This window comes from Faecalibacterium sp. An192, assembly GCF_002160175.1.
Lineage (GTDB): Bacteria > Bacillota > Clostridia > Oscillospirales > Ruminococcaceae > Faecalibacterium.
The window spans coordinates 59,635-85,487 of record NZ_NFKB01000008.1 but is presented as its reverse complement, the minus strand read 5'-3'; the positions used below and the strand labels follow the sequence as shown (position 1 = coordinate 85,487).

Below are 25,853 nucleotides of genomic sequence, written 5' to 3'. Positions count from 1 at the left end.
GACTTGGACCTTGCTTTATACCAGGCGTTTGCTGCCGTTACTTCTTCGGACTGTCGTAACTGGTTTGCTTGTGCCGGTTATTGTTGATATTTTATGGGGTTGCTCTAAGCATGATTACAGTATGGGATCAGCAATTTTCTCTGTAAAAGCTCCTGTGGCAAATCAACCATGGTACGGCAACATGCCAACACTTTCTGAAAGCCCTTATGTAGTTACATATAACGATAAAGATTACCAACGCATAGAAGCAATCCAACAAAAGGAACACCAAGCTCTTAATGATTATTGGGCGAAGCAGCCAGAACTTCATGAACCTGCTTTTTTAATGCAACTACAAGCAGCTCTTGATAGAGAAAAGATTGATCCGAAACAAAGAGTGATGCATGTTTGGGAACTGGCGAAATATCGATTAAACAAGAAATTTCCACCTACTCTTCCATTTGAAGAGAGAAAAGCTTTGTTACTCAATAGTAATGAGTGGAAATTGTGGGGGCATACAAACAATAACAATGCTCAAAGTTTTGAGCTGACGGAAGATAACATCCAGAGTGAAATTGATTCCATGGGAACTCACATGGGTGTTCAAATTATGAGCCAGTATCAAAAATTAGAATGGATTCAAATGGCCATAAACAGCGAAATATGTAAAGTGTATATTCCGCAATGATATATTAAAACGAAAGAGAGCTAACTGACTAATCAAAATCAGTTAGCTCTCTTTTTATGAATAATGAAAAAGTGTTGCCAAATCGTTGCCACGGAGGGCCTTAACCCCTCAAAAACCCAGTAAAATCAGGCTTTTCTGGGCCCCTGAAATCATTCCATCTCAATGGTAGCGGGGGGTTTGCCGGTGCAGTCGTAGAGGACGCGGTTCACATGCTTGACCTCATTGACAATGCGGCTGGTGACGGTGCCCAGCACATCCCAGGGCACATTGTAGCTCTCAGCGGTCATGAAGTCCGTGGTGGTCACTGCGCGCAGCGCCACGGCGTAGTCGTAGGTGCGCTCATCGCCCATGACGCCCACGCTGTGCATGTTGGTCAGGGCAGCATAGTACTGGCTGATCTCCTTGTCGAGGCCGGCCTTGGCGATTTCCTCGCGCCAGATGGCGTCGGCATCCTGCACGATGGCAACCTTCTCGGGAGTCACCTCACCAATGATGCGGATGGCCAGACCGGGGCCCGGGAAGGGCTGGCGGTTGACCAGGTACGCCGGCAGGCCCAGCTCACGGCCAACCTGGCGGACTTCGTCCTTGAACAGATTGCGCAGGGGTTCCACCAGGTCCTTGAAGTCAACGTGATCCGGCAGGCCGCCCACGTTGTGATGGCTCTTGATGACGGTGGACTCGCCGCCCAGGCCGCTCTCCACCACGTCGGGGTAAATGGTGCCCTGTGCCAGGAAATCCACCTGGCCGATCTTCTTGGCCTCTTCCTCAAAGACGCGGATAAACTCCTCACCGATGATCTTGCGCTTGCGCTCGGGCTCGGTGACGCCGGCCAGCTTGCTGAAGTAGCGGGCGCGGGCATCCACACAGACAAAGTTGATGTCAAAGTTGGGGTTGCCCGGACCAAACACCGAGCAGACCTCTTCCTTCTCGTTCTTGCGCAGCAGGCCGTGGTCTACAAAGACGCAGGTCAGCTGCTTGCCGACGGCCTTGGCCAGCATAGCGGCCAGCACCGACGAATCCACGCCGCCCGACAGAGCGCACAGGACCCGGCCGCTGCCAATCTTTTCGCGCAGGGCCTGGACATTGCTCTCCACAAAGGAGTCCATCTTCCAGTCGCCGGAGCAGCCGCAGACATTGTAAACAAAGTTGTGCAGCATCTTCTTGCCTTCGGCGGTGTGGAGCACCTCGGGATGGAACTGGACTGCGTACAGGCCCTTCTCGGCGTTCTCCATGGCTGCCACAGGGCAGTTGGCCGTGTGAGCCGTGATCTTGAAGTCGGTGGCGGCCTTCTCGATGTAGTCGTTATGGCTCATCCAGCAGATGGTCGAGGGCTGCACACCCTCAAACAGCTTGCTGGTGGTGTCCACAAAGACCTCGGTCTTGCCGTACTCCCGCTCGGGAGCGCGGGACACCTTGCCGCCCAGCAGATGGGTCATCAGCTGGCTGCCGTAGCAGATGCCCAGAATGGGCACGCCCCAGGTAAAAATCTCGGGATCGCAGCTGGGCGAATCCTCCAGATAGACGCTGTTGGGACCACCGGTGAAGATGATGCCCTTGGGATTCTTGGCACGGATCACCGACAGGTCGGTCTTATAGGAATAGATCTCACAGTAAACATTGTTCTCACGCACCCGGCGTGCGATCAGCTGATTATACTGGCCACCAAAGTCCAGTACGATCACCGTTTCATGCTGCATGCTGTATCCTCCTGCATGATATTCCAAACATGTTGTCTTGCCACTACCACAGTCGCAATGCTTCTGTGGCATAGAACAGGCGCTGTGCGCCCATTAGAAAACAATATTCTCTGGCTATTATACCATAGTTTCAGAAGAAAAGCGACTGTTTTCTTTGATTTCAGTCAGCCGATCCCAGCTTTGCGATTTGTTCTGCGGTTTCCTCCTCGGTCCACCGGGAAGTATCCAGTTTGATAGTCGACAGTCCCTCATAAAGCGGCAGCCGCGCCAGGCTCCTCGAAATGACATCCGCCTGTCTCCTGCCCGCCGCAATGTCTTTTTCCAGCCGCTGGGTCAGCACCTGGGGCGAGGCAGTGAGAGACACGCAAATCACCTGCCATCCCCTGGTGTCCAGCCGGGAGAGGATGGTATCCATAATCTCCTGCTGATGCATCACCCAGCAGAACACCACATTCTCAAACGCAGTACAGCCCAGAAACCGCCCCAGCATGCCGCAGATATTATCCAGGACCAGAGCCTTTGTCTCTTCATTCACCACAAAGGGGTCCATATCCCAGCACCAGTCCCCGTCCAGAAAGACGCAGCGGTCCAGCTTCTTTTTCAGGATCTGACAGACAGTGGTTTTGCCGACGCCCATGGGGCCGCCGATCAGATACAGTTTCTTCATGGACTCCCCTCCTGTTTTCCAATACAAAAAAGCCCCTTCCCGCTTTGAAAGCGAAAAGGGGCTGGATTCTAAGGCTTTACTTCCTCAGAAGGGTTGGGCAAAATTACTCAATAATCTTGCCAACAACGCCGGAACCAACGGTACGGCCACCCTCACGGATAGCGAAACGCAGGCCCTCTTCCATAGCGACAGCAGTCAGCAGCTCAACGCTCATGGTGACGTTATCGCCAGGCATGCACATCTCGGTGCCCTCGGGCAGGTTGATGATGCCGGTCACGTCAGTGGTACGGAAGTAGAACTGAGGACGATAGTTGGAGAAGAAGGGAGTGTGACGGCCGCCTTCTTCCTTGGTCAGGACGTAGACCTGAGCCTCGAACTTGGTGTGGGGATGGACAGAGCCGGGCTTAGCCAGAACCTGGCCACGCTCGATCTGGGTACGATCAACACCACGCAGCAGAGCGCCGATGTTATCGCCAGCCTGGGCGAAGTCCAGAGACTTACGGAACATCTCCAGACCGGTGATGGTGGTGGTCAGACGCTCGGGACGGATGCCAACGATCTCCATCTGATCGCCAACCTTAGCAGTGCCACGCTCGACACGGCCGGTAGCGACGGTGCCGCGGCCGGAAATGGTCATGACATCCTCAACGGGCATCAGGAAGTCCTTGTCGGCCAGACGGTCGGGAGTGGGGATGTACTCGTCGACCGCGTTCATCAGCTCGTTGATGCAAGCGTACTCGGGGGCGTTGGGGTCGGTAGAGGTGGACTCCAGAGCCTTCAGAGCGGAACCACGGATGATGGGGGTGTCGTCGCCGGGGAAGTCGTACTCGCTCAGCAGCTCACGGATCTCCATCTCGACCAGATCCAGCAGCTCCTCGTCGTCGACCATATCGCACTTGTTCATGAACACGACGATATAGGGCACGCCGACCTGACGAGCCAGCAGGATGTGCTCACGGGTCTGGGGCATGGGACCATCGGTCGCAGCAACGACCAGGATAGCGCCGTCCATCTGAGCAGCACCAGTGATCATGTTCTTAACGTAGTCAGCATGGCCCGGGCAGTCAACGTGAGCGTAGTGACGTTTCTCGGTCTGGTACTCAACGTGAGCGGAGTTGATCGTGATGCCACGAGCGCGCTCCTCGGGAGCCTTATCGATGTTGGCGTAGTCCATGAAGTCTGCGTCACCCTTCAGGGCCAGAACCTTGGTAATGGCGGCAGTCAGAGTGGTCTTGCCATGGTCAACGTGGCCGATGGTGCCGATGTTAACATGCGGCTTAGAACGGTCAAATTTTGCCTTTTCAGCCATTGGAATATCCTCCCTTTAAATCGGTTTCGTTTGGTTATAACAGCCTCGCGCCTGCATAATTGCATTGCAAAGCTATTCTACTAGATTATCCCTACAAAATCAAGAGATTTTCCAGATTTTTTACCGCAGAAGCCAAAACTTCAGCAGTTTATGCAGCCCTTACGCCTTGGTACGGCCTGCAATAATGGTGTCGGCAATGTTCTTGGGCACCGGCTCGTAGTGAGACGGCTCCATGACGTACTGGCCACGGCCCTGGGTCTTGGAACGCAGGTCGGTGGCGTAGCCGAACATCTGAGCCAGAGGAACCATAGCGTTGACACGCTGGGTGCCAGCCATAGCCTCCATGCCCTGGATCTGACCACGGCGTGCATTCAGGTCGCCGATGACATCGCCCAGATACTCATCGGGAACGATGACTGCAACCTTCATGATGGGCTCAGTGATGATGGGATCAGCCTTGCGCATAGCTTCCTTGAAAGCCATAGAACCGGCGATGGAGAAGGCCATTTCAGAGGAGTCAACCTCGTGATAAGAACCATCCCACAGGGTGACCTTGACGTCAACAACCGGGTAGCCGGCCAGAACACCCGCCTTCATAGCACCCTGGATACCGTTGTCGACAGCCGGGATGTATTCCTTCGGGATAGCGCCGCCCACGATGGCGTTGACAAACTCGTAACCCTTGCCGGGCTCATTGGGCTCGATCTTGATCTTGACGTGACCGTACTGGCCCTTACCACCAGACTGACGGGCGTACTTGGTCTCCTGGTTGGCAGCCTTCCGGATGGTCTCACGGTAAGCAACCTGGGGAGCGCCAACGTTGGCCTCAACCTTGAACTCGCGCAGCAGACGGTCGACGATAATCTCAAGGTGCAGCTCGCCCATGCCGGCGATGATGGTCTGACCGGTCTCCTCGTCGGTGTAGGTCTTGAAGGTGGGGTCTTCCTCAGCCAGCTTGGCCAGGGCGATGCCCATCTTCTCGTTGCCGGCCTTGGTCTTGGGCTCGATGGCCACGCGGATGACCGGCTCGGGGAACTTCATCGACTCGAGGATGATGGGGTGGTTCTCGTCGCACAGAGTGTCACCGGTGGTGGTGTTCTTCAGACCAACAACGGCCGCGATATCACCTGCGTAGCAGCAGTCGATATCCTTGCGGTGGTTGGAGTGCATCTGCAGAATACGGCCCATGCGCTCACGGCTGTCCTTCACCGAGTTGTAGACGGTGGTGCCAGCCTCGACCTTACCCGAGTAAACGCGGAAGTATGCCAGCTTGCCGACGAAGGGGTCGGTAGCGATCTTGAAGGCCAGAGCTGCGAAGGGAGCGTCGTCGGAAGAGGGACGAGTCTCGGGCTCCTCAGTCTCGGGGTTCACGCCCTTGATGTCCTCGATATCGGTGGGGGCGGGCATATAGTCCACGATAGCATCCAGCAGCTTCTGGACGCCCTTGTTCTTGTAGGAAGAACCGCAGACAACGGGGACCAGGGTGTTGGCGATGGTCTCCTTGCGGATAGCGGCCTTCAGCTCCTCGCGGGTGATCTCCTCGCCCTCGAGGTACTTCTCCATCAGAGCCTCGTCGTTCTCGGCAACAGCCTCAACCAGGATGTTGTGGTACTCCTCGGCCTGATCCTTCATGTCGTCGGGGATCTCCTCGACGCGCATGTCGTTGCCCATATCGTCGTAGTAAACCTCAGCGGTCATATCGACCAGGTCGATGATGCCCTTGAAGGTGTCCTCGGAGCCGATGGGCAGCTGGATCGCCACGCCGTTGGCGTGCAGGCGATCGTGCAGCATCTTGATGCAGTTGAAGAAGTCGGCGCCCATGGTGTCCATCTTGTTGACGTAAACCATGCGGGGGACCTTGTACTCGTCAGCCTGACGCCAAACGGTCTCAGACTGGGGCTCAACACCGCCCTTGGCGGCCAGAACGGTCACCGAACCGTCCAGAACGCGCAGAGAACGCTGCACCTCAACGGTGAAGTCCACGTGACCCGGGGTGTCGATGATGTTGATGCGGTGACGATTCTTCTTAGCTGCAACGGGGTCCTTCTGCAGGTCGCTGTGGCTCCAGTAGCAGGTGGTTGCAGCAGAAGTGATGGTGATGCCGCGCTCCTGCTCCTGGACCATCCAGTCCATCGTAGCAGCACCCTCGTGCACCTCACCGATCTTGTGAGTAATACCGGTGTAGTACAGGATGCGCTCGGTGGTGGTGGTCTTACCGGCATCGATGTGAGCCATGATGCCGATGTTACGAGTCATCTGAAGAGAAACTTCTCTGGGTGTAGCCATGAATGTACCTCCTGCAGATTAATAACGGAAATGAGCAAAAGCCTTGTTGGCCTCAGCCATCTTATGGGTATCCTCACGCTTCTTCACGGCGGCGCCGGTGTTGTTGGCGGCGTCCATGATCTCAGCAGCCAGACGCTGGCTCATGGTCTTCTCACCACGGCTGCGGCTGTAGGCGGTCAGCCAGCGCAGACCCAAGGTCTCGCGGCGGGCGGGGCTGACTTCCAGGGGAACCTGGTAGTTGGCGCCACCAACGCGGCGGGTCTTGCACTCGAGGCTGGGCATGATGTTCTCCATGGCCTTCTCAAAGACCTCCAGGGGATCGTTGCCTGTTTTCTCCTGGATCATGGTGAAAGCATCATAAACGATCTTCTGAGCAACGCCCTTCTTGCCGTCCAGCATGACGCTGTTGACAAGGCGAGTAACCATCTTGGAATTGTAAATAGGATCAGCTAAGACATCGCGCTTAGCAATGTTACCTCTTCTAGGCATCTTTCTTCCCTCCTTCACAGAATGATATCATCGGTACTCGAAAGTATAAAACTCCCGTTGTGTCACAAAGAGCTGACCTTACATAAACCGTTGCCATCTACCGTGTTATCGCGCAGACTTGTTATTTATATATGGAAAGCCTTTTATGGCGGTTTAAGGTTTTATTACTTCTTAGCAGCACCGGCCTTGGGACGCTTTGCGCCGTACTTGGAGCGGGCCTGGTTGCGGCCTGCAACACCCTGGGCATCCAGAGTGCCGCGGATGATGTGGTAACGCACACCGGGCAGGTCCTTGACACGGCCGCCGCGAATCAGAACGACCGAGTGCTCCTGCAGGTTGTGGCCGATGCCGGGAATGTAAGAGGTGACCTCGATACCATTCGTCAGGCGGACACGAGCAACCTTACGCAGTGCAGAGTTGGGCTTCTTGGGGGTCATGGTACGGACGGCAGTGCAGACACCGCGCTTCTGGGGGCTGTTCAGATCAGAATACTGTTTCTTCTGAGAATTGTAGCTCTTCAGCAGAGCGGGAGCAGTGCTCTTGGTAGCCAGGACATCACGGCCTTTGCGTACAAGCTGGTTAAAAGTAGGCATTGTGTTTCTCCTTTCCTATAGTTTTCTTCGCCGGAGGTTTGTCCGGCACAATATGCCGCACTTCACCCTTAAGGTGGAGCGCAACATGTTTATTGTACACAGAATCCTCTGCGATGTCAACAGTTTTTCCAGAAAATTTTTGTTTTATACCACAAATAAAATTTTTTTCTGACATGAGCTGTCGGCAACCAAAAAGCCCCACCTGCAGGCGGGCCGCAGATGGGGCTTTGATTACAGAAAAAGGTTACTGGTTGGCAGCCTCTGCCTCAGCGGAAAGCTCCTGATCCAGCTCCTGCTCACGGCGGACCAGATCCTCACGGACCTCCGGCAGACCGGTGCCTGCGGGGATCAGCTTACCGATGATGACGTTCTCCTTCAGGCCGGAGAGCTTATCCTCCTTGCCCTTGATGGCAGCCTCGGTCAGCACGCGGGTGGTCTCCTGGAAGGAAGCAGCCGACAGGAAGGACTCGGTGGCCAGGGCAGCCTTGGTGATGCCCAGCAGCACCTGCTGGTACTCCACCAGCTTGAGGTTGGTCTCCCCTGCTGCGATGCGGGCGGACAGCTCCTCGTTGATGTTCTCCACATCCAGGCGGTTGGCCAGAGCGCCGCCGATCAGGTCGGAAGAACCGGCGTCGGTCACGCGGACCTTGCGGCACATCTGACGGATGATGACCTCGATGTGCTTGTCGTTGATTTCAACGCCCTGCAGACGGTAAACCTTCTGAACCTCGCTGATGAGGTAGTTCTGGACGTCGGACAGGCCCTTGACAGCCAGGATGTCCTGGGGATACAGAACGCCCTCGCGGGTGATGATGTCGCCCTTCTCCACGCGGTCGCCCGGCATAACCCGTGCGTGCTGGGTGAAGGGAATCGAATAGCTCTTGACCACCTCGGCGCCGGTCTCGTCCTTGCCGGTGACCTTGATGACCACGTTCTTCTTGGAGTCATCCTGCGAGACAACGCCCGAGATTTCGCTCATGATAGCCATGCTCTTGGGACGGCGGCTCTCGAACAGCTCCTCGACGCGGGGCAGACCCTGGGTAATATCTTCCGCAGAGGCGATACCGCCGGTGTGGAAGGTACGCATGGTCAGCTGGGTGCCCGGCTCACCGATGGACTGTGCTGCGATGATACCGACCGACTCGCCCAGCTGGACCGGCTCGCCGGTGGCCATGTTGGAGCCGTAGCAGCGGGCGCAGACGCCAGTCTTGGCGCGGCAGGTCAGCAGGCTGCGGATCTTCAGGTGGGTGATGCCGGCAGCCTCGATCTTCTCGGCGTCGTACAGGTCCATCATCTTGCCCTCGGGCACGATGACGTCGCCGGTGGTGGGGTTGACCACGTCGCCCACGGCGTAACGGCCGATCAGGCGCTCGCGGAAGGACTCGATCTTCTCCTTGCCCTCGTGGATCTCGGAGACTTCCAGACCGTCGGAGGTGCCGCAGTCCAGCTCACGGATGATGACATCCTGCGAGACGTCGACCATGCGGCGGGTCAGGTAACCCGAGTCAGCGGTACGCAGAGCGGTATCGGCCAGACCCTTACGGGCGCCACGAGCGGAAACGAAGTATTCCAGAATGTTCAGACCTTCGCGGTAGTTGGCGCGAATGGGCATCTCGATGGTCTGACCGGCGGTGTTGGCCAGCAGGCCGCGCATGCCGGCCAGCTGCTTGATCTGGTTCATAGAACCACGGGCGCCCGAGTCAGCCATCATATAGATCTCGTTGTCCTTGGGCAGGTTGTCGGCCAGGGCCTTGGAGACCTTGTCGGTGGTGGCCTGCCAGATATCGATGGTCTTCTTGTAGCGCTCTTCCTCGGAGATCAGACCGCGGTTGAACAGCTTGCTGACCTGGGAGACCTTGACGTCGGCCTCCTCCAGCAGCTCGGCCTTCTGGGGCGGAATCACGGCGTCGCAGACGGCGACCGAGATGGCCGACAGAGTCGAGTACTTGTAGCCCTGGGCCTTGATGGCGTCCAGCATCTTGGCACAAGCGCGGCTGCCGTTGCGGGTCAGGCAGCGGGAAATGATGTCGGGCAGGGTCTTCTTGGTGACCCGGAAGCTGATCTCGTAGTCCAGCCAGTGGGCGGGATCGGTACGATCCACGTAGCCCAGGTTCTGGGGAACGGGCGTGTTGAAGATGATGCTGCCGACGGTGGTGTCCACCAGGCCGCTGCGCTCCACGCCGTCCAGCACCATGGTGCGGCGGACCTTGATGGGAGCGTGCAGGGTGACGATGTGCTCGGCGTAGGCCATCAGGGCCTCGTTCTCATCGCGGAACACCTTCCCTGCCCCTTCCTCGTCCTCGCGGACGGTGGTCAGGTAGTAGCTGCCCAGAATCATATCCTGGGTGGGCACGGTAACAGGTGCGCCGTCCGAGGGCTTCAGCAGGTTGCCGGAAGCCAGCATCAGCATCTTGGCCTCACGGCAGGCGTCCTCGCCCAGGGGCAGATGGACTGCCATCTGGTCGCCGTCAAAGTCGGCGTTGAATGCGGTACAGGACAGGGGGTGCAGCTTGATGGCACGGCCCTCCACCAGCACCGGGTTGAAGGCCTGGATGCCCAGACGGTGCAGAGTAGGTGCACGGTTCAGCAGAACCGGGTGGCCCTTGATGACGGTCTCCAGGCTGTCCCAAACCTCGGGACGGGCCCGCTCCACCATCTTGCGGGCGGACTTGATGTTGTTGGCTACGCCCTTCTCCACCAGGTCCTTCATGACAAAGGGCTTAAACAGCTCCAGAGCCATTTCCTTGGGCAGACCGCACTGGTCCATCCGCAGCTCGGGGCCGACGACGATAACCGAACGGCCGGAGTAGTCAACACGCTTGCCCAGCAGGTTCTGACGGAAGCGGCCCTGCTTGCCCTTCAGCATGTCGGACAGGCTCTTGAGGGCGCGGTTGTTGGGGCCGGTGACGGGACGGCCGCGGCGGCCGTTGTCGATCAGGCTGTCCACAGCCTCCTGCAGCATCCGCTTTTCGTTGCGGACGATGATGTCGGGAGCGCCCAGCTCCAGCAGGCGGCGCAGACGGTTGTTGCGGTTGATGACACGGCGGTACAGATCGTTCAGGTCGGTGGTGGCGAAGCGGCCGCCGTCCAGCTGAACCATGGGGCGCAGGTCAGGCGGCAGAACCGGCAGAACGGTGAGGATCATCCACTCGGGACGGTTGCCCGAAATGCGGAATGCCTCCACCACTTCCAGACGCTTCAGGATGCGAATCCGCTTCTGGCCGCTGGCCTTCTCCACCTCGGCGGTCAGCTCGGCGGACAGCTGGTCCAGATCGATCTCGGCCAGCAGGGCCTGGATGGCCTCAGCGCCCATCTGGGCGTTGAACTCGTCGCCGTAGCGCTCCTGCATCTCCCGGTATTCCTTCTCGGTCAGGAGCTGCTTCTTCTCCAGCGGGGTCAAGCCGGGATCCACAACGATATAGCTGGCAAAGTACAGAACCTTCTCCAGCAGGCGGGGACTGATGTCCAGCATCAGGCCGATGCGGCTGGGGATGCCCTTGAAGTACCAGATGTGGCTGACAGGGGCGGCCAGCTCGATGTGGCCCATCCGCTCACGGCGGACCTTGGCCTTGGTGACCTCGACGCCGCAGCGCTCGCAGATCTTGCCCTTATAACGGATACGCTTATATTTGCCGCAGTGGCACTCCCAGTCCTTGGTGGGTCCAAAGATGCGCTCGCAGAACAGGCCGTCCCGCTCGGGCTTCAGGGTGCGGTAGTTGATGGTCTCGGGCTTCTTCACCTCGCCGTAGCTCCATTTACGGATCTGGTCGGGAGAGGCAAGACCGATCTTGATCGAATCGAAAACGGTGTTTTCCATGAATCGAACCCTTCCTTAATCTCTATAACAAGTTCCGATGCGAAACCGGCTGTTTTTATTCGTCGAAGTCAACTTCGTCCGCCGGCTGGCCTGCGTCGGCTGCGGGGCTGTCCTCCAGGGAAGCGGCATCGTCAAAGCCTGCGTCGGCATCCTTGATGGTGTAGTCGTTGAGCAGCTCGCTCTCCTGCACTACGTTCTCCACGCCGGCGACCTCACGCATATCGAAGCCAGTCTCCTCCTCGTCGAAGTTCTGGCGCATATCGATCTCGTTGCCGTCCTTGTCCTGGACGATGACGTCCAGACCCAGAGACTGCAGTTCCTTGAGCATGACGCGGAAGGATTCGGGGATGCCGGGCTGAGGCACCGGCTCGCCCTTGACGATGGCCTCGTAGGTCTTGACACGGCCCTCCACGTCGTCCGACTTGACGGTCAGGATCTCCTGCAGGGTGTAGGCTGCGCCGTAAGCCTCCAGGGCCCAGACTTCCATCTCGCCGAAACGCTGGCCGCCGAACTGGGCCTTGCCGCCCAGGGGCTGCTGGGTAACCAGAGAGTAGGGACCGGTGGAACGGGCGTGGATCTTATCGTCGACCAGGTGATGCAGCTTGAGGTAGTACATATAACCCACGGTGACGCGGTTATCGAACTTCTCGCCGGTGCGGCCGTCGTACACGGTGGTCTTGCCGTCGCGGTCCAGCTCGATCTTGGAGAAGTCGATGATGTGGCCCTGCTCGCCCATGATCTTGGGCAGCTTGGTGGGATACTCGGGGGCATTCTCGCCGTGCCACTTCTCGCGGGCGGTGTCGAAGGTGTCGCCGATGTCGTTCTCACGGGCGGAGTCGAAGACGGGGGTCATGACCTTGATGCCGCATGCCTTGGCTGCATAGCCCAGGTTGACTTCCAGGACCTGACCGATGTTCATACGGGAAGGAACGCCCAGGGGGTTCAGCACGATGTCCAGCGGGGTGCCGTCGGGCAGGTAGGGCATATCTTCCTGAGGCAGAATGCGGGAGACAACACCCTTGTTGCCGTGACGGCCTGCCATCTTGTCGCCGACGCTGATCTTGCGCTTCTGGGCGATATAGCAGCGGACCACTTCACGGACGCCGGGCTGCAGCTCGTCGCTGTTCTCGGGGGTAAAAACCTTGACATCCACAATGATGCCGTACTCGCCGTGGGGCACGCGCAGAGAGGTATCGCGGACTTCGCGGGCCTTCTCACCGAAGATGGCGCGCAGCAGGCGCTCCTCAGCGGTCAGCTCGGTCTCGCCCTTAGGGGTGACCTTACCGACCAGGATGTCGCCGCTCTTGACCTCGGCGCCGATGCGGATGATGCCGCGCTCGTCCAGATCCTTCAGGGCGTCCTCCGAGACGTTGGGGATGTCACGGGTGATTTCCTCGGGTCCCAGCTTGGTGTCGCGGGACTCGGTCTCATATTCCTCGATGTGGATCGAGGTGTACACGTCCTCACGGACGATCTTCTCGTTCAGCAGAACGGCGTCCTCGTAGTTGTAGCCCTCCCAGGTCATGAAGCCGATCAGAGCGTTCTTGCCCAGAGAGATTTCGCCGTTGCGCATAGCGGGGCCGTCGGCCAGGACCTGGCCCTTCTTGACGGTCTCGCCCACGGCCACGATGGGACGCTGGTTGATGCAGGTGCCTGCGTTGGAGCGGGCGAACTTGATGAGGCTGTAATCATCCACACCGCCCTGGTCGTTGCGGACCACCACGTGGTCTGCATCCACACGCTCGACCACGCCGTCTCTGTTGGCCAGGACTGCGACGCCCGAGTCGGTGGCGGCCTTGTACTCCATACCTGTGGCCACCAGCGGCTGCTGGGTGACCATCAGAGGCACGGCCTGACGCTGCATGTTGGAGCCCATCAGAGCACGGTTACAGTCGTCGTTCTCCAGGAAGGGAATCATGGCGGTAGCCACAGAAACCATCATCCGGGGAGAAACGTCCACGAAGTCCACCTTTTCGGCGTCGATTTCCAGAATCTCATCCCGGCGGCGGGCCGAAACGCGCTGACGCTTGAAGTGACGGCCCTCGTCCAGAGGCTCGTTGGCCTGAGCGACCACGTACTCGTCCTCGACGTCGGCGGTCATATAGACCACATCGTCGGTGACCACCTGGTCGATGACGCGGCCCTTCTCGTCGTAGGTCTTTTCGACGCGGCGGTAGGGAGCCTCGATGAAGCCGTACTCATTGATCTTGGCGTAGGATGCCAGGTAGGAAATCAGACCGATGTTGGGACCTTCGGGGGTCTCAATGGGGCACATGCGGCCGTAGTGGCTGTAGTGAACGTCGCGGACTTCGAAGCCTGCGCGGTCACGGCTCAGACCGCCGGGGCCCAGGGCCGACAGACGGCGCTTGTGGGTCAGCTCAGCCAGGGGGTTGTTCTGATCCATGAACTGGGACAGAGGCGAAGAACCGAAGAACTCCTTGATGGCAGCCACCACAGGACGGATGTTGATGAGGGCCTGGGGGGTCAGGGTGCTCTGATCCTGGCTCTGCAGGGTCATGCGCTCACGGATGACGCGCTCCATGCGGGAGAAGCCGATCCGGAACTGGTTCTGGAGCAGCTCGCCCACGCTGCGGATACGGCGGTTGCCCAGGTGGTCGATATCGTCGGTGGTGCCGATGCCGTGGGCCAGGCCATTCAGGTAGTTGATGGAGGCCAGGATATCGGTGACGGTCAGGGTGCGGCCGATCAGCAGATCATGGTTGCGGCGGAGCAGTTCCTTCTGCTCCTCGGCATCGCTGGTGGTGTCCAGGATCTTGCGCAGTTCCTCAAAGGAGCAGCGCTCGTTGATGCCGCACTCCTTCACGTCGAAGGAGAAGAAGCCCTGTGCGTCCACGCAGCCGTTGGTGATGACCTTCACCGGCTTGTCGTCGATCATCAGGGTGACCAGGTTGACGCCGGCGGCGTCGGCCTGCTCGGCCTTGGCGCGGGTGATCTTCTCCCCTGCCTCGATCAGCAGCTCACCGGTCAGGGGGTCCACCACGTTCTCAGCGGCGACCTGGCCGATGATGCGGCGGGCCAGAGCCAGCTTCTTGTTCATCTTATAACGGCCGAACCGGGACAGATCGTACCGGCGGGGGTCAAAGAAAAGCATGTTGATCTGGCTGGTGGCGGACTCCACCGTGGGAGGCTCGCCGGGGCGCAGCTTGCGGTAAACTTCCAGCAGGCCTTCCTCGGTGTTCTTGGTGGTATCCTTCTCCAGGGTGGCCAGGATGCGCTCATCCTCGCCGAAGTAGTTCAGGATGTCCTCATTGCTGGACAGGCCCAGTGCACGGCACAGGACGGTGACGGGCAGCTTGCGGTTCTTATCGATACGGACGTAGAAGACGTCGGAGGCGTCGGTCTCATACTCCAGCCATGCGCCGCGGTTGGGGTTCATGGTGGCGCTGAACAGGTCGTTGCCCACCTTGTCCTTGGCGGCGCCATAGAACACGCCCGGGGAACGAACCAGCTGGCTGACGATGACGCGCTCGGCGCCGTTGATGACGAAGGTGCCCGCATCGGTCATCAGGGGGAAGTCTCCCATGAAGATCTCCTGATCCTTGACCTCGCCGGTCTCCTTGTTCAGCAGGCGGGCCGTGACGCGCAGGGGTGCTGCGTAGGTGACGTCGCGGCTCTTGCACTCCTTGATGCTGTACTTGGGCTCTTTGTCGAGGCGGTAATCCACGAAGCTCAGCGCGAGGTTGCCGGTGTAATCCTCAATGACGCCGATATCATGAAATACCTCCCGCAGACCTTCGTCCAGGAACCACTGATAGGAATTCTTCTGGACCTCGATCAGGTTGGGCATCTCAATGACTTCGTCGATGTGGGAGAAGCTCATCCGCTCGGTTTTGCCGAGTTTTACGGGCTTGACTTTCATCATAAAATCGACCACTCCTTACTTTTATACTCCACGGACGTGATAACAAGGCGGTGCGAAACCGCCCGATTTCTGGCAGACTCACAGAAACAGCCCCTGCGCAGGCCGAACGGGTTCGTCGTTTTTCACAAACTTTTCGTTTCAAGCGAGCTGCGAAACCCCATTTTTCGCGCAGTATTCCATTTTGTGATACTACTGCAGTATAGCGCAAAAAAGCCCTGTTGTCAAGCCATTTTACAGCTTTCAGTCAAAAATTTTTTCTGCGCGCAAATTGCTTCGCACACACGGAGGCGTGTCCTGAATGTTGATTTTAGGGCTTGCATTTTCGGTTTTTCACGTTCCATCCAAAAAAGGCTTTGGTGATTTTGTCTATCTTGTCTCTTGCAATTTGCGCCCCGCGTGCTAGGGGCCCAAACAAAAATCCCCTGCCCTTCCCAAAAGGAAAAGCAGGGGCCGTTTTATTCTTCCAGATAATCCCGCAGGCGCTTGGCGCGGCTGGGGTGGCGCAGTTTGCGGAGGGCTTTGGCCTCGATCTGCCGCACCCGCTCCCGGGTGACGTTGAATTCCTGGCCCAGTTCTTCCAGGGTGTGGGGCTGGCCGTCCTCCAGGCCAAACCGGAGCGAGAGCACCCGCTGTTCCCGGGGGGTCAGGCTGGCCAGCACCGACACCAGTTCCCGGTGAAGCATCTGGCGGCCCGCCTCGTCGGCGGGGATGCCCGCGGTGTCGTCCTGGACAAAGTCCTCGATGTGGGCATCTTCCTCCTCCCCCACCGGCGCCTCCAGGCTCACCGGCTCCTGGGACAGCTGCAGCAGCTGGCTGACCCGGTCCGGCTCCAGGGAGAGGCGGACGGCGATCTCGGCGGGGGTAGGTTCCCGGCCATTCTGATGCAGCAGCTCGGAGGAAGTCTTTTTCACCCGGTTGATGCTCTCCACCAGATGGACCGGAATCCGGATGGTGCGGCCCTGGTCGGCAATGGCCCGGGTGATGGCCTGGCGAATCCACCAGGTGGCATAGGTGGAGAACTTGAAGCCCCGTTCCGGCTCAAACTTCTCGGCCGCCTTCATCAGGCCCAGATTTCCCTCCTGGATCAGGTCCAGAAAGGGCAGGCCCCGGCCGGCGTACCGCTTGGCCACCGACACCACCAGACGCAGGTTGGCCTCGCAGAGACGGCGGCGGGCTTGTGCGTCACCCGCCCGGGCGGCGGCGGCCAGGGCGGCCTCCTCCTCTGCCCCCAGCAGCGGAACGGCGCCGATCTCCTTTAAATAGGCTTTGACCGGGTCATCCAGGGTCACCCCCGAGGGAGACAGCTCTTTCTCCAAACTGCCGATCTGCTCCTCGTCCAGCGCGGGCAGGTCGGGTTCTTCCTCGTCCTCGGGCGCCAGATCCACCCCTTTGGCCTTGAGGGCCTCATACAGCGCATCCAGACCCGACAGGTCAAAGTCCTCCGCCTCCATGGCGCGGCTCAGCTGCTCGGGCGTCAGCGGGCGGCGGCGGGCCTTGCGGGCCAGAGAATCTGCAAGCATTTCTGGGGACATAAACGGGCGTCTCTCCTTTCGGTGAACCAAAGTCCAGGGCGGCAGGATTATTCTTCCTCCGGCTGGCCGCCCCCTTTGCGCCGGCTTATCTGCGCCAGGTAGTCTTTCAGCTCCTGGGCGCTCTTATCGGCCGCCCGGGCGGAGAGAGGCTCCCCCCGCGCGATCCGTTCCAGATACATTTCAATATCCTGCGGCGTGCAGCTCACATCACTGTATTCTGCCGCGGCGCCGCTCAGTTCATTCATGGCCTTTTCGCTGATCACCGTTGCCACCGCGCCCAGACTCACCTCGTGCCCCTCCTGATAACACCGGAGAATGGCCTCATACCCCTCCCGCAGCTCGGGATTCAGGATGCTCTCGGGCCGCAGGGCCGGGGCGATCTTCTTCAGGTAGTCGGGCTGACGCAGGGCGGCCGCCACCAGCCGCCGCTGGGAGGACGCCACCCCGATGGCACCGGGACCGCTCTTGTCATAGGGGACTTTGATGGTGTCCATCTCCCCCGAGTGCAGGATTTCTTTCCGCCGGGCCGAGCGGCGCTTGGCCCCCAGCTTGCGGGCGACATCCTCCACCTGGGTCAGGATGGCGTTTTTGGCGATGTTGGTTTCTTCGGCCAGGCGGCCGGCGTACAGTTCTTTTTCGGTGGGGGTGGAACCGTTGGCCAGGATCTCCACCGCCTCCTGGATGTAGCCCAGGCGCTGGTTATCCTGGGACAGGTCATACTTGGCCCGGGCGCGGGCCAGCCGGAAGTCCAGCGCGTTGCCGGCGCCGTCCAGCAGCTGGCGGAATCGCTCGGCGCCAAACTTCTTGATGTACTCGTCGGGGTCCTTGGCGTTGGGGATGTTCAGCACCCCCACCTGAACCGGACTGTTGCGGAACAATTCCAGGGAGCGCAGGGTGGCCTTCTGGCCCGCCTCGTCCGAGTCGTAGCTCAGAATCACCTCGTCGGCGTATTCGCTGAGCAGACGGACTTGGGCCTGGGTCAGAGCGGTGCCGCAGGCGCAGACCGCCGTGTCCACCCCTGCCTGCTGCATGCTGATAACATCCATGTAGCCCTCGCAGAGGACATACCGCCGGGAGGCGCTCTTTTTGGCGATCTGGAGGGCGAACACCGTCTCCGACTTGTGATACACCAGCGTCTCGGGGCTGTTGACGTACTTGGGCTTGGAGTCATCCAGAACGCGGCCGCCAAAGGCGATCACGTTCCCCCGCAGGTCAAAGATGGGGGTGATGACCCGACGCCAGAACAGGCAGTAGATCCGCCCTGACTGGCTCCGCTTGAACAGGCCGCTGGCATCCATTTCCGCCTGGGTATAGCCCTTGTCCCGCAGATGGTGGTACAAAGCCTGTCCATCGTTGGGGGCATAGCCCAGGCCGAACCGGGCAATGGTCCGGTCATCCAGACCACGCCGCCGCCAGTAGGCCCGGGCCTGGGCGGCCTCGTCCACACTGGAATTCAGGCAGGCATGGAAGAACCGGGCCGCCTCCTTGTTCATGGAAAGAATCCGGCTGCGCATCCGGCCGGTGCCGTCGTCCTCCTCCGGCTCGGGCATGCCGGACCGCTCGGCCAGCAGCTTGACCGCCTCGGGATAACTGAGGGAGCTGATCTTTTTTACAAAGGTAATGACGTCGCCGCCCGCCCCGCAGCCAAAGCAGTAAAAGCTCTGGGTTTCGGGATAGACGTAAAAGGACGGCGTCTTTTCGTTGTGGAAGGGGCACAGCCCGCTGTACAGCCGGCCTTTGTGCTTGAGCTGAACATAACTGCCCACCACATCCACAACGTCGTTGCGGCGGATCAGCTCTTCAACGTATTCGTGCGATATCATGCAATGAACTTCCCTAACATCTGATTTTTGTTTTCCCGGTCATTCTGCCGCCGGCCTTTACAGCACATGCCAGCGCTTGGGCACATAGAGCTCCTCAAAGGCGCGGATGGCAAAATCATCGCTCATCCCGCTGATATAGTCGGCCACCGCCCGGTCGTCCCCTTCCTCCTCTGCAATCTGCTGATAGAGGGTGGACATCTGTTCGGTGTGGGCCATATAGTGCTCATACAGCGACTCGATGACCTTTTCCACCTTCTGTTCCTCGTGCTTGGCCACCTTGTCCACGTAGACGGTACTGTACATGAAGGCCTTCAGCACCCGGAATGCCTCATCCTCCACCGGGCCGGCCTGAATGGTCCCCGGCTCGGTATGAAGCAGGATGCTGTTGATCATGGCGGTAATCCGCGCCGACTTGGTCTGACCCAGCACGTCGGTGGCTTCTCTGGGCAGGACGGCGGGGTCCAGGACCCCGGCCCGCACCGCATCCTCGATGTCGTGGTTGACATAGGCGATCTGATCGGCCATCCGGACAATCCGTCCTTCCGGCGTGGCCGCCCAGGTTCCCTTGGTGTGGGTGACGATGCCGTTGCGGACCTCCCAGGTCAGGTTCAGGCCGCTGCCGTCCTTTTCCAGGCGGTCCACCACCCGCAGGCTCTGCTCATAGTGCTTGAAGCCCCCGGGATGAAGCCGGTTCAGCGCCCGCTCCCCTGCATGGCCAAAGGGGGTATGCCCCAGATCGTGGGCCAGCGCGATGGCTTCGGTGAGGTCCTCGTTGAGGCGGAGGGCCCGGGCAATGGTACGGGCAATCTGGGAAACTTCCAGGGTATGGGTCAGGCGGGTGCGGTACAGGTCCCCCTCCGGCGAGAGAAAGACCTGGGTTTTCTGCTTGAGGCGGCGGAACGCCTTGCAGTGGATGATGCGGTCCCGGTCCCGCTGATAGACGGGACGGATGGGGTCCTGGGGCTCGGGCCGGGCCCGGCCGCGGCTCTGATCGGAAAAACTGGCCCAGGACGCAAAGGTCAGGCGCTCAATTTCTTCGGTTCGCAGACGTACATCCATAGGCTATACCTCACTTTCAACATCACGGGCCCAAGGTCCGCCTTGGTTATTCTAGCACAGAGGACATGTCACAAGGGGAAGAATTCTGGAATATGGAAAAATTTTCCAATTCAGACCGGGCCGTAGAAGGGCTCGGACACCTCCACTTTCCCCTGTCCGCGGGTCAGCTCCCGCAGCTGTTCCAGCAGTTCTCCCTGGGTGCCTGCCCGCATCTGCCACTGCAGGGACACCCGGTCAGTGAACTCCGGGTCAGCCAGGCGGCCCCCGGCGGCGGCCACCAGGAGGGTCACCCGCTCATACAGGGAATAGTCCACCGTGGTGGAGAGACGGACCACCGGCTGAACCGTCACTTTTTCGGCGGCTTCCAATGCACTGGACGCCGCGCTGGTGTAGGCCCGAACCAGGCCGCCGGTCCCCAGCAGAATCCCGCCGAAATACCGGGTCACCACCACGATCAAATCGGTCAGGCCGCTGTGGCCGATGACTTCCAGCACCGGGGTGCCGGCGGTCTTGGCAGGCTCGCCGTCATCGGAATAGCGCTCCCGGTTGCCAGCCCGGAGTTTATAGGCGTAGACGTTGTGGCGTGCGGTCCGGTTGGCCGCCCGGATCTGTTCCAGAAAGGCCACGGCCTCCTCTTCGCTCTCGACGTGGGCAGCAGCCGCCAGAAAGCGGCTCTTCTTCTCCTCATATTCCCCGGATGCGGTGCCCCGGATGGTGTGGTATTCTTCCAAAATTCGGTCCTCCCCTTTATGTCTTTATTAGAGTATAGCATAAATCGACATTTGCGCAAGGGCGCACATCCAGGCGCAAAAAATGCTCGGTCCAAAGGCGGAGCGTCCAAAATACGGTTTTCAAGCGGCGTTGGCCGGCAAACTGCTGGCCTCCAAAAAGTGCATTTACCTGCTCTCCTGATGCCACGGGATCTTTCCCGCCTCATCGGATGTCCCGGCACGCAAAAAGCGCCCTGCCCGAAGGCAGAGCGCTTTTGTTGCGATTTTACGAGCGTTTTAGGTGTAAAGTGGACTTACTTTGCAGCCTTGGCAGCCTCGATCTCCTTGATCAGATCGGGCACAACCTTGAACAGGTCGCCCACGATGCCGTAATCAGCGACGCCGAAGATGGGGGCGGTCTCGTTCTTGTTCACGGCAATGATCAGCTCGGAATCCTGCATGCCAGCCACGTGCTGGATGGCGCCGGAGATACCCAGAGCGACGTAGATCTTGGGATGGACGGTCTTGCCGGTCTGGCCAACCTGGTGGTCAGCGCTCATCCAGCCTGCGTCGGTGACGGCACGGGAAGCACCCACAACGCCGCCGCCCAGAGCAGCAGCCAGCTGCTCGGCCAGAGCAATGCCCTTCTCCACATCCTTGGAGATGCCGCGGCCCACAGAGACGATGACGTCTGCGCCGATCAGGTCAACCAGCTTGGTGGCGGCCTTCTCCACGCTCAGGACCTCGGTCTTGATGTCGTCGGTGGTCAGGCTGAAAGCAGGCTTGACGATCTGGCAGGCATCCGCCTTGGCCTGATCGAAGGGAGCCTTCTTCATGACGCCGGGACGGACGGTGGACATCTGGGGACGGAACCGGGGGCAGATGATGGTAGCCATCAGGTGACCGCCGAATGCAGGACGGGTCATCTTCAGGTTGCGGTCCTCATAGTCGAAGGTCTGCTTGGACAGGTCGATGGTGGAGCTCTCAGCCAGGAATTCCACGTACTTCTTGGTGTCGATGTCCAGGTGGGTGGCGTCAGCGGTCAGACCGGTGTGCAGACGGGCTGCGCAGCGGGGGCCGAGGTCACGGCCGATGTTGGTTGCGCCGATCAGCAGAACCTCAGGCTTGAACTCGTTGACCATGTCGCAGACGACCTTGGCGTATGCGTCGGTGGTGTAATCCTTGAGCAGCGGGCTCTCGCAGACGATGACCTTGTCAGCGCCGTAGCCGCCCAGCTCCTTGGCGATGGACTCAACCTGATCGCCCAGCAGCAGGCCAGTGACTTCGCAGCCCAGCTCGTCGGCCAGCTTGCGGGCCTCGCTCACCAGCTCGAAGTCGGTGGACATCAGTGTGCCCTGCCGCTGCTCGCAGAAGACCCACACGCCCTTGTATTCGTTAAAATCAGCCATTGTAATCCTGCTCCTTTCGTCAGATCAGATGCTTGCCGGCCAGGACAGACGCCAGCTGAGCAGCCACGTCGTCACCGGTGAGCATGGTGCCTGCACCCTTCTGGGGAGGAGTGAAGGACTTAAAGACGTTGGTGGGCGAGCCCTTCAGACCGATGGTGTCCACCTCGATCAGGGGATCATCTTTCAGAGCCTCGTAGTCAAAGACTTCCATCGGCTTGTCGTAGCAGGTGAAGATGCCGTTGATGTTCATGTAACGGGGCTGGTTCAGCTCCTTGATGCAGGTGATCAGGCAGGGGGTCTTGACCCGGATCATCATGTAGCCGTCTTCCAGCATGCGCTTGACCACCAGGGTGTCGCCATCCTTCTGGATGTCGGCAGCGTAGGTGACCTGAGGCAGGTGCAGCTTCTCAGCGATCTGGGGACCGACCTGGGCAGTATCGCCGTCGATGGCCTGACGGCCGCAGAAGACGATATCCTCGGGGCCGACGCCAATCTTGTTGACGGCAGCAGCCAGGATCTGGCTGGTGGCGAAGGTATCGGAACCGCCGAACTCACGGCCCGAAACCAGAACGGCACGGTCAGCGCCGCGGGCCAGCAGCTCGCGCAGCATGCCTTCGGCCGGCGGGGGGCCCATGGTCACGACGACGACTTCGCAGCCGGTGGCGTCCTTCAGCTTGAGGGCGGCCTCCAGGGCGTTCAGGTCATCGGGGTTGGTGATGGTTGCCATAGAGGCACGGTCGAGGGTTCCGTCCGGCTTGACTGCAACCTTGCCGGAGGTATCGGGAACCTGCTTGACACAAACAATCGCTTTCATTGTAACATTGCCCTCCTTACTTCAGCAGCGCGCCCGAGATGACCATCATCTGCACTTCGCTGGTGCCCTCGTAGATCTCGGTGATCTTGGCGTCGCGCATCATCCGCTCGATCGGATAGTCGCGGGTATAGCCGTAACCGCCGAAGAGCTGCAGGCAGCGGCGGGTCACGTCGCTGGCCGTGCGGGAAGCGATCAGCTTGGCCTCGGCAGCCTCCACGCTGTAGCGGACCTTCTGGCCGTTCATGGCGTCCTGCTTCTTGAGTGCAGCAGCGTACACCAAGTACTTGGCAGCGTCCACGCGGGCCTTCATCTCGGCCAGCTCGAACTGGGTGTTCTGGAACTGAGCGATGCTGCGGCCGAACTGCTTGCGCTCCTTGACGTAAGCGACGGTCTCGTCGATGGCGCCCTCAGCGATGCCCAGAGCCTGTGCGGCGATGCCGATACGGCCGCCGTCCAGGGTAGCCATGGCCAGCTGGAAGCCCTTGCCCTTGACGCCCAGCAGACGATCCTTGGGGATCAGGCAGTCTTCCATGATCAGCTCGCAGGTGGAGGAACCACGGATGCCCATCTTGTCCTCGGGCTTGCCGACCTTGAAGCCGGGATCGGTGCGTTCCACGATGAAAGCGGAAATCTCTTTGCTCTTGCGGCCGCGCTTGTCCACCACGGTGCCGGTGACAGCGATGATGATGAACACATCGGCGTAGCCTGCGTTGGTGATGAAGATCTTGGAGCCGTTCAGCAGCCAGCCGTCCTCACGCTCCACAGCGAAGGTCTGCTGACCCTGGGCGTCGGTACCGGCGCCCGGCTCGGTCAGGCCGAAAGCACCCAGCCACTCGCCGCTGCACAGCTTGGGCAGGTACTTTGCCTTCTGCTCGGGGGTGCCGTTCTCGTAGATGGGAGCGGCGCACAGAGAGGTGTGGGCCGACAGGATAACGCCCGTCGTGCCGCAGACCTTGCTCATTTCCTCAACGGCCATGACGTAGCTCAGCACGTCGCCGCCGGCTCCGCCCACAGCGGTCGGGAAGTAGATGCCCATCATACCGAGCTTACCCATCTTCTCGACGGTCTCTTTGGGGAAGTATTCTTCTGCATCCACCTGTTTTGCCAGGGGTTTGACTTCGTTCTCAGCGAACTCGCGGTACATCTTCTGCGCCATGAGCTGCTGCTTGGACAGAGTAAAATCCATCACTGCTTCCTCCCTTGGAAATCATAGTATTATGGGGCCGGGCAAAACCGCTCCCCGCAGGAGCTATTCACCTGCGGGGAGCGACCCGTTACGCCCGGATTACCCCTTGCGGCATCTTACAGCTTGTCGACCGGGGTCTTGGTGCGGTCAGCGTTGTAGACATAGAAGCCCTTGCCGGCCTTGCAGCCCAGGTTGCCGCCGCGAACCATCTTGCGCAGCAGGGGGCATGCACGATACTTGGAGTCGCCGGTCTCCTTGTACAGGACGTCCATGATGGCCAGGCAGATGTCCAGGCCGATGAAGTCGCCCAGCTCCAGGGGTCCCATGGGGTGGTTGGCGCCCAGCTTCATAGCGGCGTCGATGCCCTCGATGTCCGAAACGCCCTCCATCTTGATGAAGGCAGCCTCGTTGATCATGGGGATCAGGATGCGGTTGACCACGAAGCCGGCAGCCTCGTTGACCTGAACCGGCTGCTTGCCGATGGCAACGGAGATCTCCTTGATCTTCTCAACGGTCTCGTTGGGGGTGTTGCAGCCAGCGATGACCTCGATCAGCTTCATGCGATCGGCGGGGTTGAAGAAGTGCATACCCACCAGAGGACGGCTCAGGCCCTTGCCGATCTCGGTGATGGACAGGGACGAGGTGTTGGAAGCGAAGATGCACTCGGGCTTGCAGATCTTGTCCAGAGCTGCGAAGGTGTCCTGCTTGACCTTCATATCCTCGAAAGCAGCCTCAACAATCAGATCGCAGTCAGCGCACAGATCTTCCTTGACGCCCGGGGTGATGGCTGCGCAGATCTCGTCAGCCTTGGCCTTGGTCATCTTGCCCTTGGCGACCAGACGGTCATAGCCCTTGGCGATCTTGGCCTTGCCATTCTCAGCCCACTCCTGCTTGATATCGCACAGAGCAACGGTGTTGCCCTCAACCTGAGCAAATGCCTTTGCGATGCCCTGGCCCATGGTGCCAGCGCCGATAACGCCGATTTTCATAGCAATTTCTCCTTTTTATAATCTGAATTATAATTGAATGGATTGCAAATACTTAGTTGTTGGTAAAGACAGCCTTGGGCTTGGGTTTCTCACGGGAGAGGAAGCAAGCCATGCCCTCCACCTGGTCGTGGGTCTCGAAGCAGTCGCCGAACAGCTTCTCCTCCACCTCGACGGCCTTCTCGATGGGCAGCGAAATGCCCTCGTTCATGGCCTTCTTGCAGTTGCGGACTGCGATGGGGGCGTTCTTGGCGATCTTGCCGGCCAGCTTCAGGGCGTTCTCCATCAGCTCAGCCTGGGGATACACAGCGTTCACCAGACCGATCCGCAGAGCCTCGTCGGCCTTGATGTTCAGAGCCGAGTAGACCAGCTGCTTGGCCATGCCCAGGCCCACCAGACGGGCCAGGCGCTGGGTGCCGCCGAAGCCCGGGGTGATGCCCAGGCCCACTTCGGGCTGGCCGAAGACGGCGTTGTCGGAGCACAGGCGGATGTCGCAGCTCATGGCCAGCTCATTGCCGCCGCCCAGAGCGAAGCCGTTGACGGCTGCGATGACGGGGATGGGGAAGCTCTCGATCATCAGGAAGATGTCGTTGCCCAGCTTGCCGAAGGCCTCGCCTTCTGCCTTGGTCATGGTGCTCATGGAGCCGATGTCGGCGCCGGCCACGAAGCTCTTATCCCCTTCGCCGGTCAGGACGATGCAGCGGATGGTGTTCTGATCCACAGCCTCAAAAGCGGCCTTCAGATCAGCCAGAACCTCGGGGTTCAGTGCGTTCAGTGCCTTGGGACGGTCGATGGTAATGATCTCGACAGCGCCCTGCACTTCAGTCTTTACAAAAGCCATAGTGTTTCCTTTCAGCCTATCAAAGGCGGGCGCGCTGCCGGCGCGGGGAGGTTCCCGCGCCGGCGCGCCCGGATCAAATCAATTC

The 25,853-nt window shown here is 59.6% G+C and carries 17 protein-coding genes and 1 pseudogene; 1 reads left to right on the top strand and 17 read right to left on the bottom strand.

The genetic code is table 11. The features are described from left to right. Nucleotides 1-667: pseudogene (locus B5F27_RS16760) on the top strand (hypothetical protein); the annotation flags it as partial. 149 nt (nt 668-816) lie between these two features. On the opposite strand, the gene guaA reads toward B5F27_RS16760, so the two are convergent. From guaA to B5F27_RS04300, 17 genes are all read right to left on the bottom strand, one after another. After that, complete coding sequence (gene guaA / locus B5F27_RS04380) at nt 817-2,364, bottom strand: glutamine-hydrolyzing GMP synthase (RefSeq protein ID WP_087364976.1); 1,548 nt, start codon at nt 2,362-2,364, stop codon at nt 817-819. Nucleotides 2,365-2,524: 160 nt separating this feature from the next. After that, on the bottom strand, nt 2,525-3,031 hold the full coding sequence (locus tag B5F27_RS04375; protein ID WP_087364974.1) for an AAA family ATPase: 507 nt from the start codon (nt 3,029-3,031) through the stop codon (nt 2,525-2,527). 103 nt (nt 3,032-3,134) lie between these two features. Then, nucleotides 3,135-4,340: an elongation factor Tu gene (tuf, locus tag B5F27_RS04370; protein WP_087246661.1), complete on the bottom strand. Its 1,206-nt coding sequence runs from the start codon at nt 4,338-4,340 to the stop codon at nt 3,135-3,137. A gap of 159 nt (nt 4,341-4,499) precedes the next feature. Continuing rightward, nucleotides 4,500-6,626 carry an elongation factor G gene (gene fusA / locus B5F27_RS04365; protein ID WP_087246660.1) on the bottom strand — a complete coding sequence of 709 codons (2,127 nt, stop codon included), beginning with the start codon at nt 6,624-6,626 and terminating at the stop codon, nt 4,500-4,502. An 18-nt stretch (nt 6,627-6,644) separates the two neighbouring features. Then, a complete protein-coding gene (gene rpsG, locus B5F27_RS04360; RefSeq protein WP_087246659.1) occupies nt 6,645-7,115 on the bottom strand; it encodes a 30S ribosomal protein S7 in 471 nt (156 codons plus the stop codon). Nucleotides 7,116-7,279: 164 nt separating this feature from the next. Next, entirely contained in the window at nt 7,280-7,708 is a 429-nt protein-coding gene (gene rpsL, locus B5F27_RS04355) for a 30S ribosomal protein S12 (RefSeq protein WP_087230386.1), read from the bottom strand. Between the two features lie 244 nt (nt 7,709-7,952). Next, nucleotides 7,953-11,525, bottom strand: coding sequence for a DNA-directed RNA polymerase subunit beta' (gene rpoC, locus B5F27_RS04350; RefSeq protein ID WP_087246658.1), 3,573 nt, complete (start codon nt 11,523-11,525; stop codon nt 7,953-7,955). A gap of 55 nt (nt 11,526-11,580) precedes the next feature. Then, nucleotides 11,581-15,408: a DNA-directed RNA polymerase subunit beta gene (locus B5F27_RS04345; protein ID WP_087246657.1), complete on the bottom strand. Its 3,828-nt coding sequence runs from the start codon at nt 15,406-15,408 to the stop codon at nt 11,581-11,583. Nucleotides 15,409-15,863: 455 nt separating this feature from the next. Then, a complete protein-coding gene (gene rpoD / locus B5F27_RS04340) occupies nt 15,864-16,940 on the bottom strand; it encodes an RNA polymerase sigma factor RpoD (protein WP_087364972.1) in 1,077 nt (358 codons plus the stop codon). A gap of 47 nt (nt 16,941-16,987) precedes the next feature. After that, nucleotides 16,988-18,763 (bottom strand): DNA primase, encoded by a 1,776-nt coding sequence (gene dnaG / locus B5F27_RS04335; protein ID WP_087364971.1) that lies wholly within the window; start codon nt 18,761-18,763, stop codon nt 16,988-16,990. Nucleotides 18,764-18,820: 57 nt separating this feature from the next. Further along, nucleotides 18,821-19,822 carry a deoxyguanosinetriphosphate triphosphohydrolase gene (locus B5F27_RS04330; protein WP_087364969.1) on the bottom strand — a complete coding sequence of 334 codons (1,002 nt, stop codon included), beginning with the start codon at nt 19,820-19,822 and terminating at the stop codon, nt 18,821-18,823. Between the two features lie 110 nt (nt 19,823-19,932). After that, nucleotides 19,933-20,553, bottom strand: coding sequence for a YigZ family protein (locus tag B5F27_RS04325; RefSeq protein WP_087364967.1), 621 nt, complete (start codon nt 20,551-20,553; stop codon nt 19,933-19,935). A gap of 293 nt (nt 20,554-20,846) precedes the next feature. Continuing rightward, nucleotides 20,847-21,941, bottom strand: coding sequence for an acryloyl-CoA reductase electron transfer subunit beta (acrA, locus tag B5F27_RS04320; protein WP_087246652.1), 1,095 nt, complete (start codon nt 21,939-21,941; stop codon nt 20,847-20,849). 19 nt (nt 21,942-21,960) lie between these two features. Further along, nucleotides 21,961-22,755, bottom strand: coding sequence for an acryloyl-CoA reductase electron transfer subunit gamma (gene acrB, locus B5F27_RS04315; RefSeq protein WP_087246651.1), 795 nt, complete (start codon nt 22,753-22,755; stop codon nt 21,961-21,963). Between the two features lie 16 nt (nt 22,756-22,771). Further along, nucleotides 22,772-23,941, bottom strand: coding sequence for an acyl-CoA dehydrogenase family protein (locus tag B5F27_RS04310; protein WP_087246650.1), 1,170 nt, complete (start codon nt 23,939-23,941; stop codon nt 22,772-22,774). A gap of 116 nt (nt 23,942-24,057) precedes the next feature. Then, on the bottom strand, nt 24,058-24,930 hold the full coding sequence (locus B5F27_RS04305) for a 3-hydroxyacyl-CoA dehydrogenase NAD-binding domain-containing protein (protein ID WP_087246649.1): 873 nt from the start codon (nt 24,928-24,930) through the stop codon (nt 24,058-24,060). A 52-nt stretch (nt 24,931-24,982) separates the two neighbouring features. Beyond that, nucleotides 24,983-25,768: an enoyl-CoA hydratase-related protein gene (locus B5F27_RS04300; protein WP_087246648.1), complete on the bottom strand. Its 786-nt coding sequence runs from the start codon at nt 25,766-25,768 to the stop codon at nt 24,983-24,985. Nucleotides 25,769-25,853: the final 85 nt, after the last annotated feature.

Coding starts and splice junctions, on each gene's coding strand:
- fusA (WP_087246660.1), bottom strand. CDS start 6,626: ATGGCTACACCCAGAGAAGTTTCTCTTCAGATGACTCGTAACATCGGC.
- rpsL (WP_087230386.1), bottom strand. CDS start 7,708: ATGCCTACTTTTAACCAGCTTGTACGCAAAGGCCGTGATGTCCTGGCT.
- B5F27_RS04300 (WP_087246648.1), bottom strand. CDS start 25,768: ATGGCTTTTGTAAAGACTGAAGTGCAGGGCGCTGTCGAGATCATTACC.
- B5F27_RS04330 (WP_087364969.1), bottom strand. CDS start 19,822: ATGGATGTACGTCTGCGAACCGAAGAAATTGAGCGCCTGACCTTTGCG.
- guaA (WP_087364976.1), bottom strand. CDS start 2,364: ATGCAGCATGAAACGGTGATCGTACTGGACTTTGGTGGCCAGTATAAT.
- rpsG (WP_087246659.1), bottom strand. CDS start 7,115: ATGCCTAGAAGAGGTAACATTGCTAAGCGCGATGTCTTAGCTGATCCT.
- B5F27_RS04305 (WP_087246649.1), bottom strand. CDS start 24,930: ATGAAAATCGGCGTTATCGGCGCTGGCACCATGGGCCAGGGCATCGCA.
- rpoC (WP_087246658.1), bottom strand. CDS start 11,525: ATGGAAAACACCGTTTTCGATTCGATCAAGATCGGTCTTGCCTCTCCC.
- dnaG (WP_087364971.1), bottom strand. CDS start 18,763: ATGATATCGCACGAATACGTTGAAGAGCTGATCCGCCGCAACGACGTT.
- B5F27_RS04310 (WP_087246650.1), bottom strand. CDS start 23,941: ATGGATTTTACTCTGTCCAAGCAGCAGCTCATGGCGCAGAAGATGTAC.
- acrA (WP_087246652.1), bottom strand. CDS start 21,941: ATGGCTGATTTTAACGAATACAAGGGCGTGTGGGTCTTCTGCGAGCAG.
- rpoD (WP_087364972.1), bottom strand. CDS start 16,940: ATGTCCCCAGAAATGCTTGCAGATTCTCTGGCCCGCAAGGCCCGCCGC.
- tuf (WP_087246661.1), bottom strand. CDS start 4,340: ATGGCTGAAAAGGCAAAATTTGACCGTTCTAAGCCGCATGTTAACATC.
- acrB (WP_087246651.1), bottom strand. CDS start 22,755: ATGAAAGCGATTGTTTGTGTCAAGCAGGTTCCCGATACCTCCGGCAAG.
- B5F27_RS04345 (WP_087246657.1), bottom strand. CDS start 15,408: ATGATGAAAGTCAAGCCCGTAAAACTCGGCAAAACCGAGCGGATGAGC.
- B5F27_RS04375 (WP_087364974.1), bottom strand. CDS start 3,031: ATGAAGAAACTGTATCTGATCGGCGGCCCCATGGGCGTCGGCAAAACC.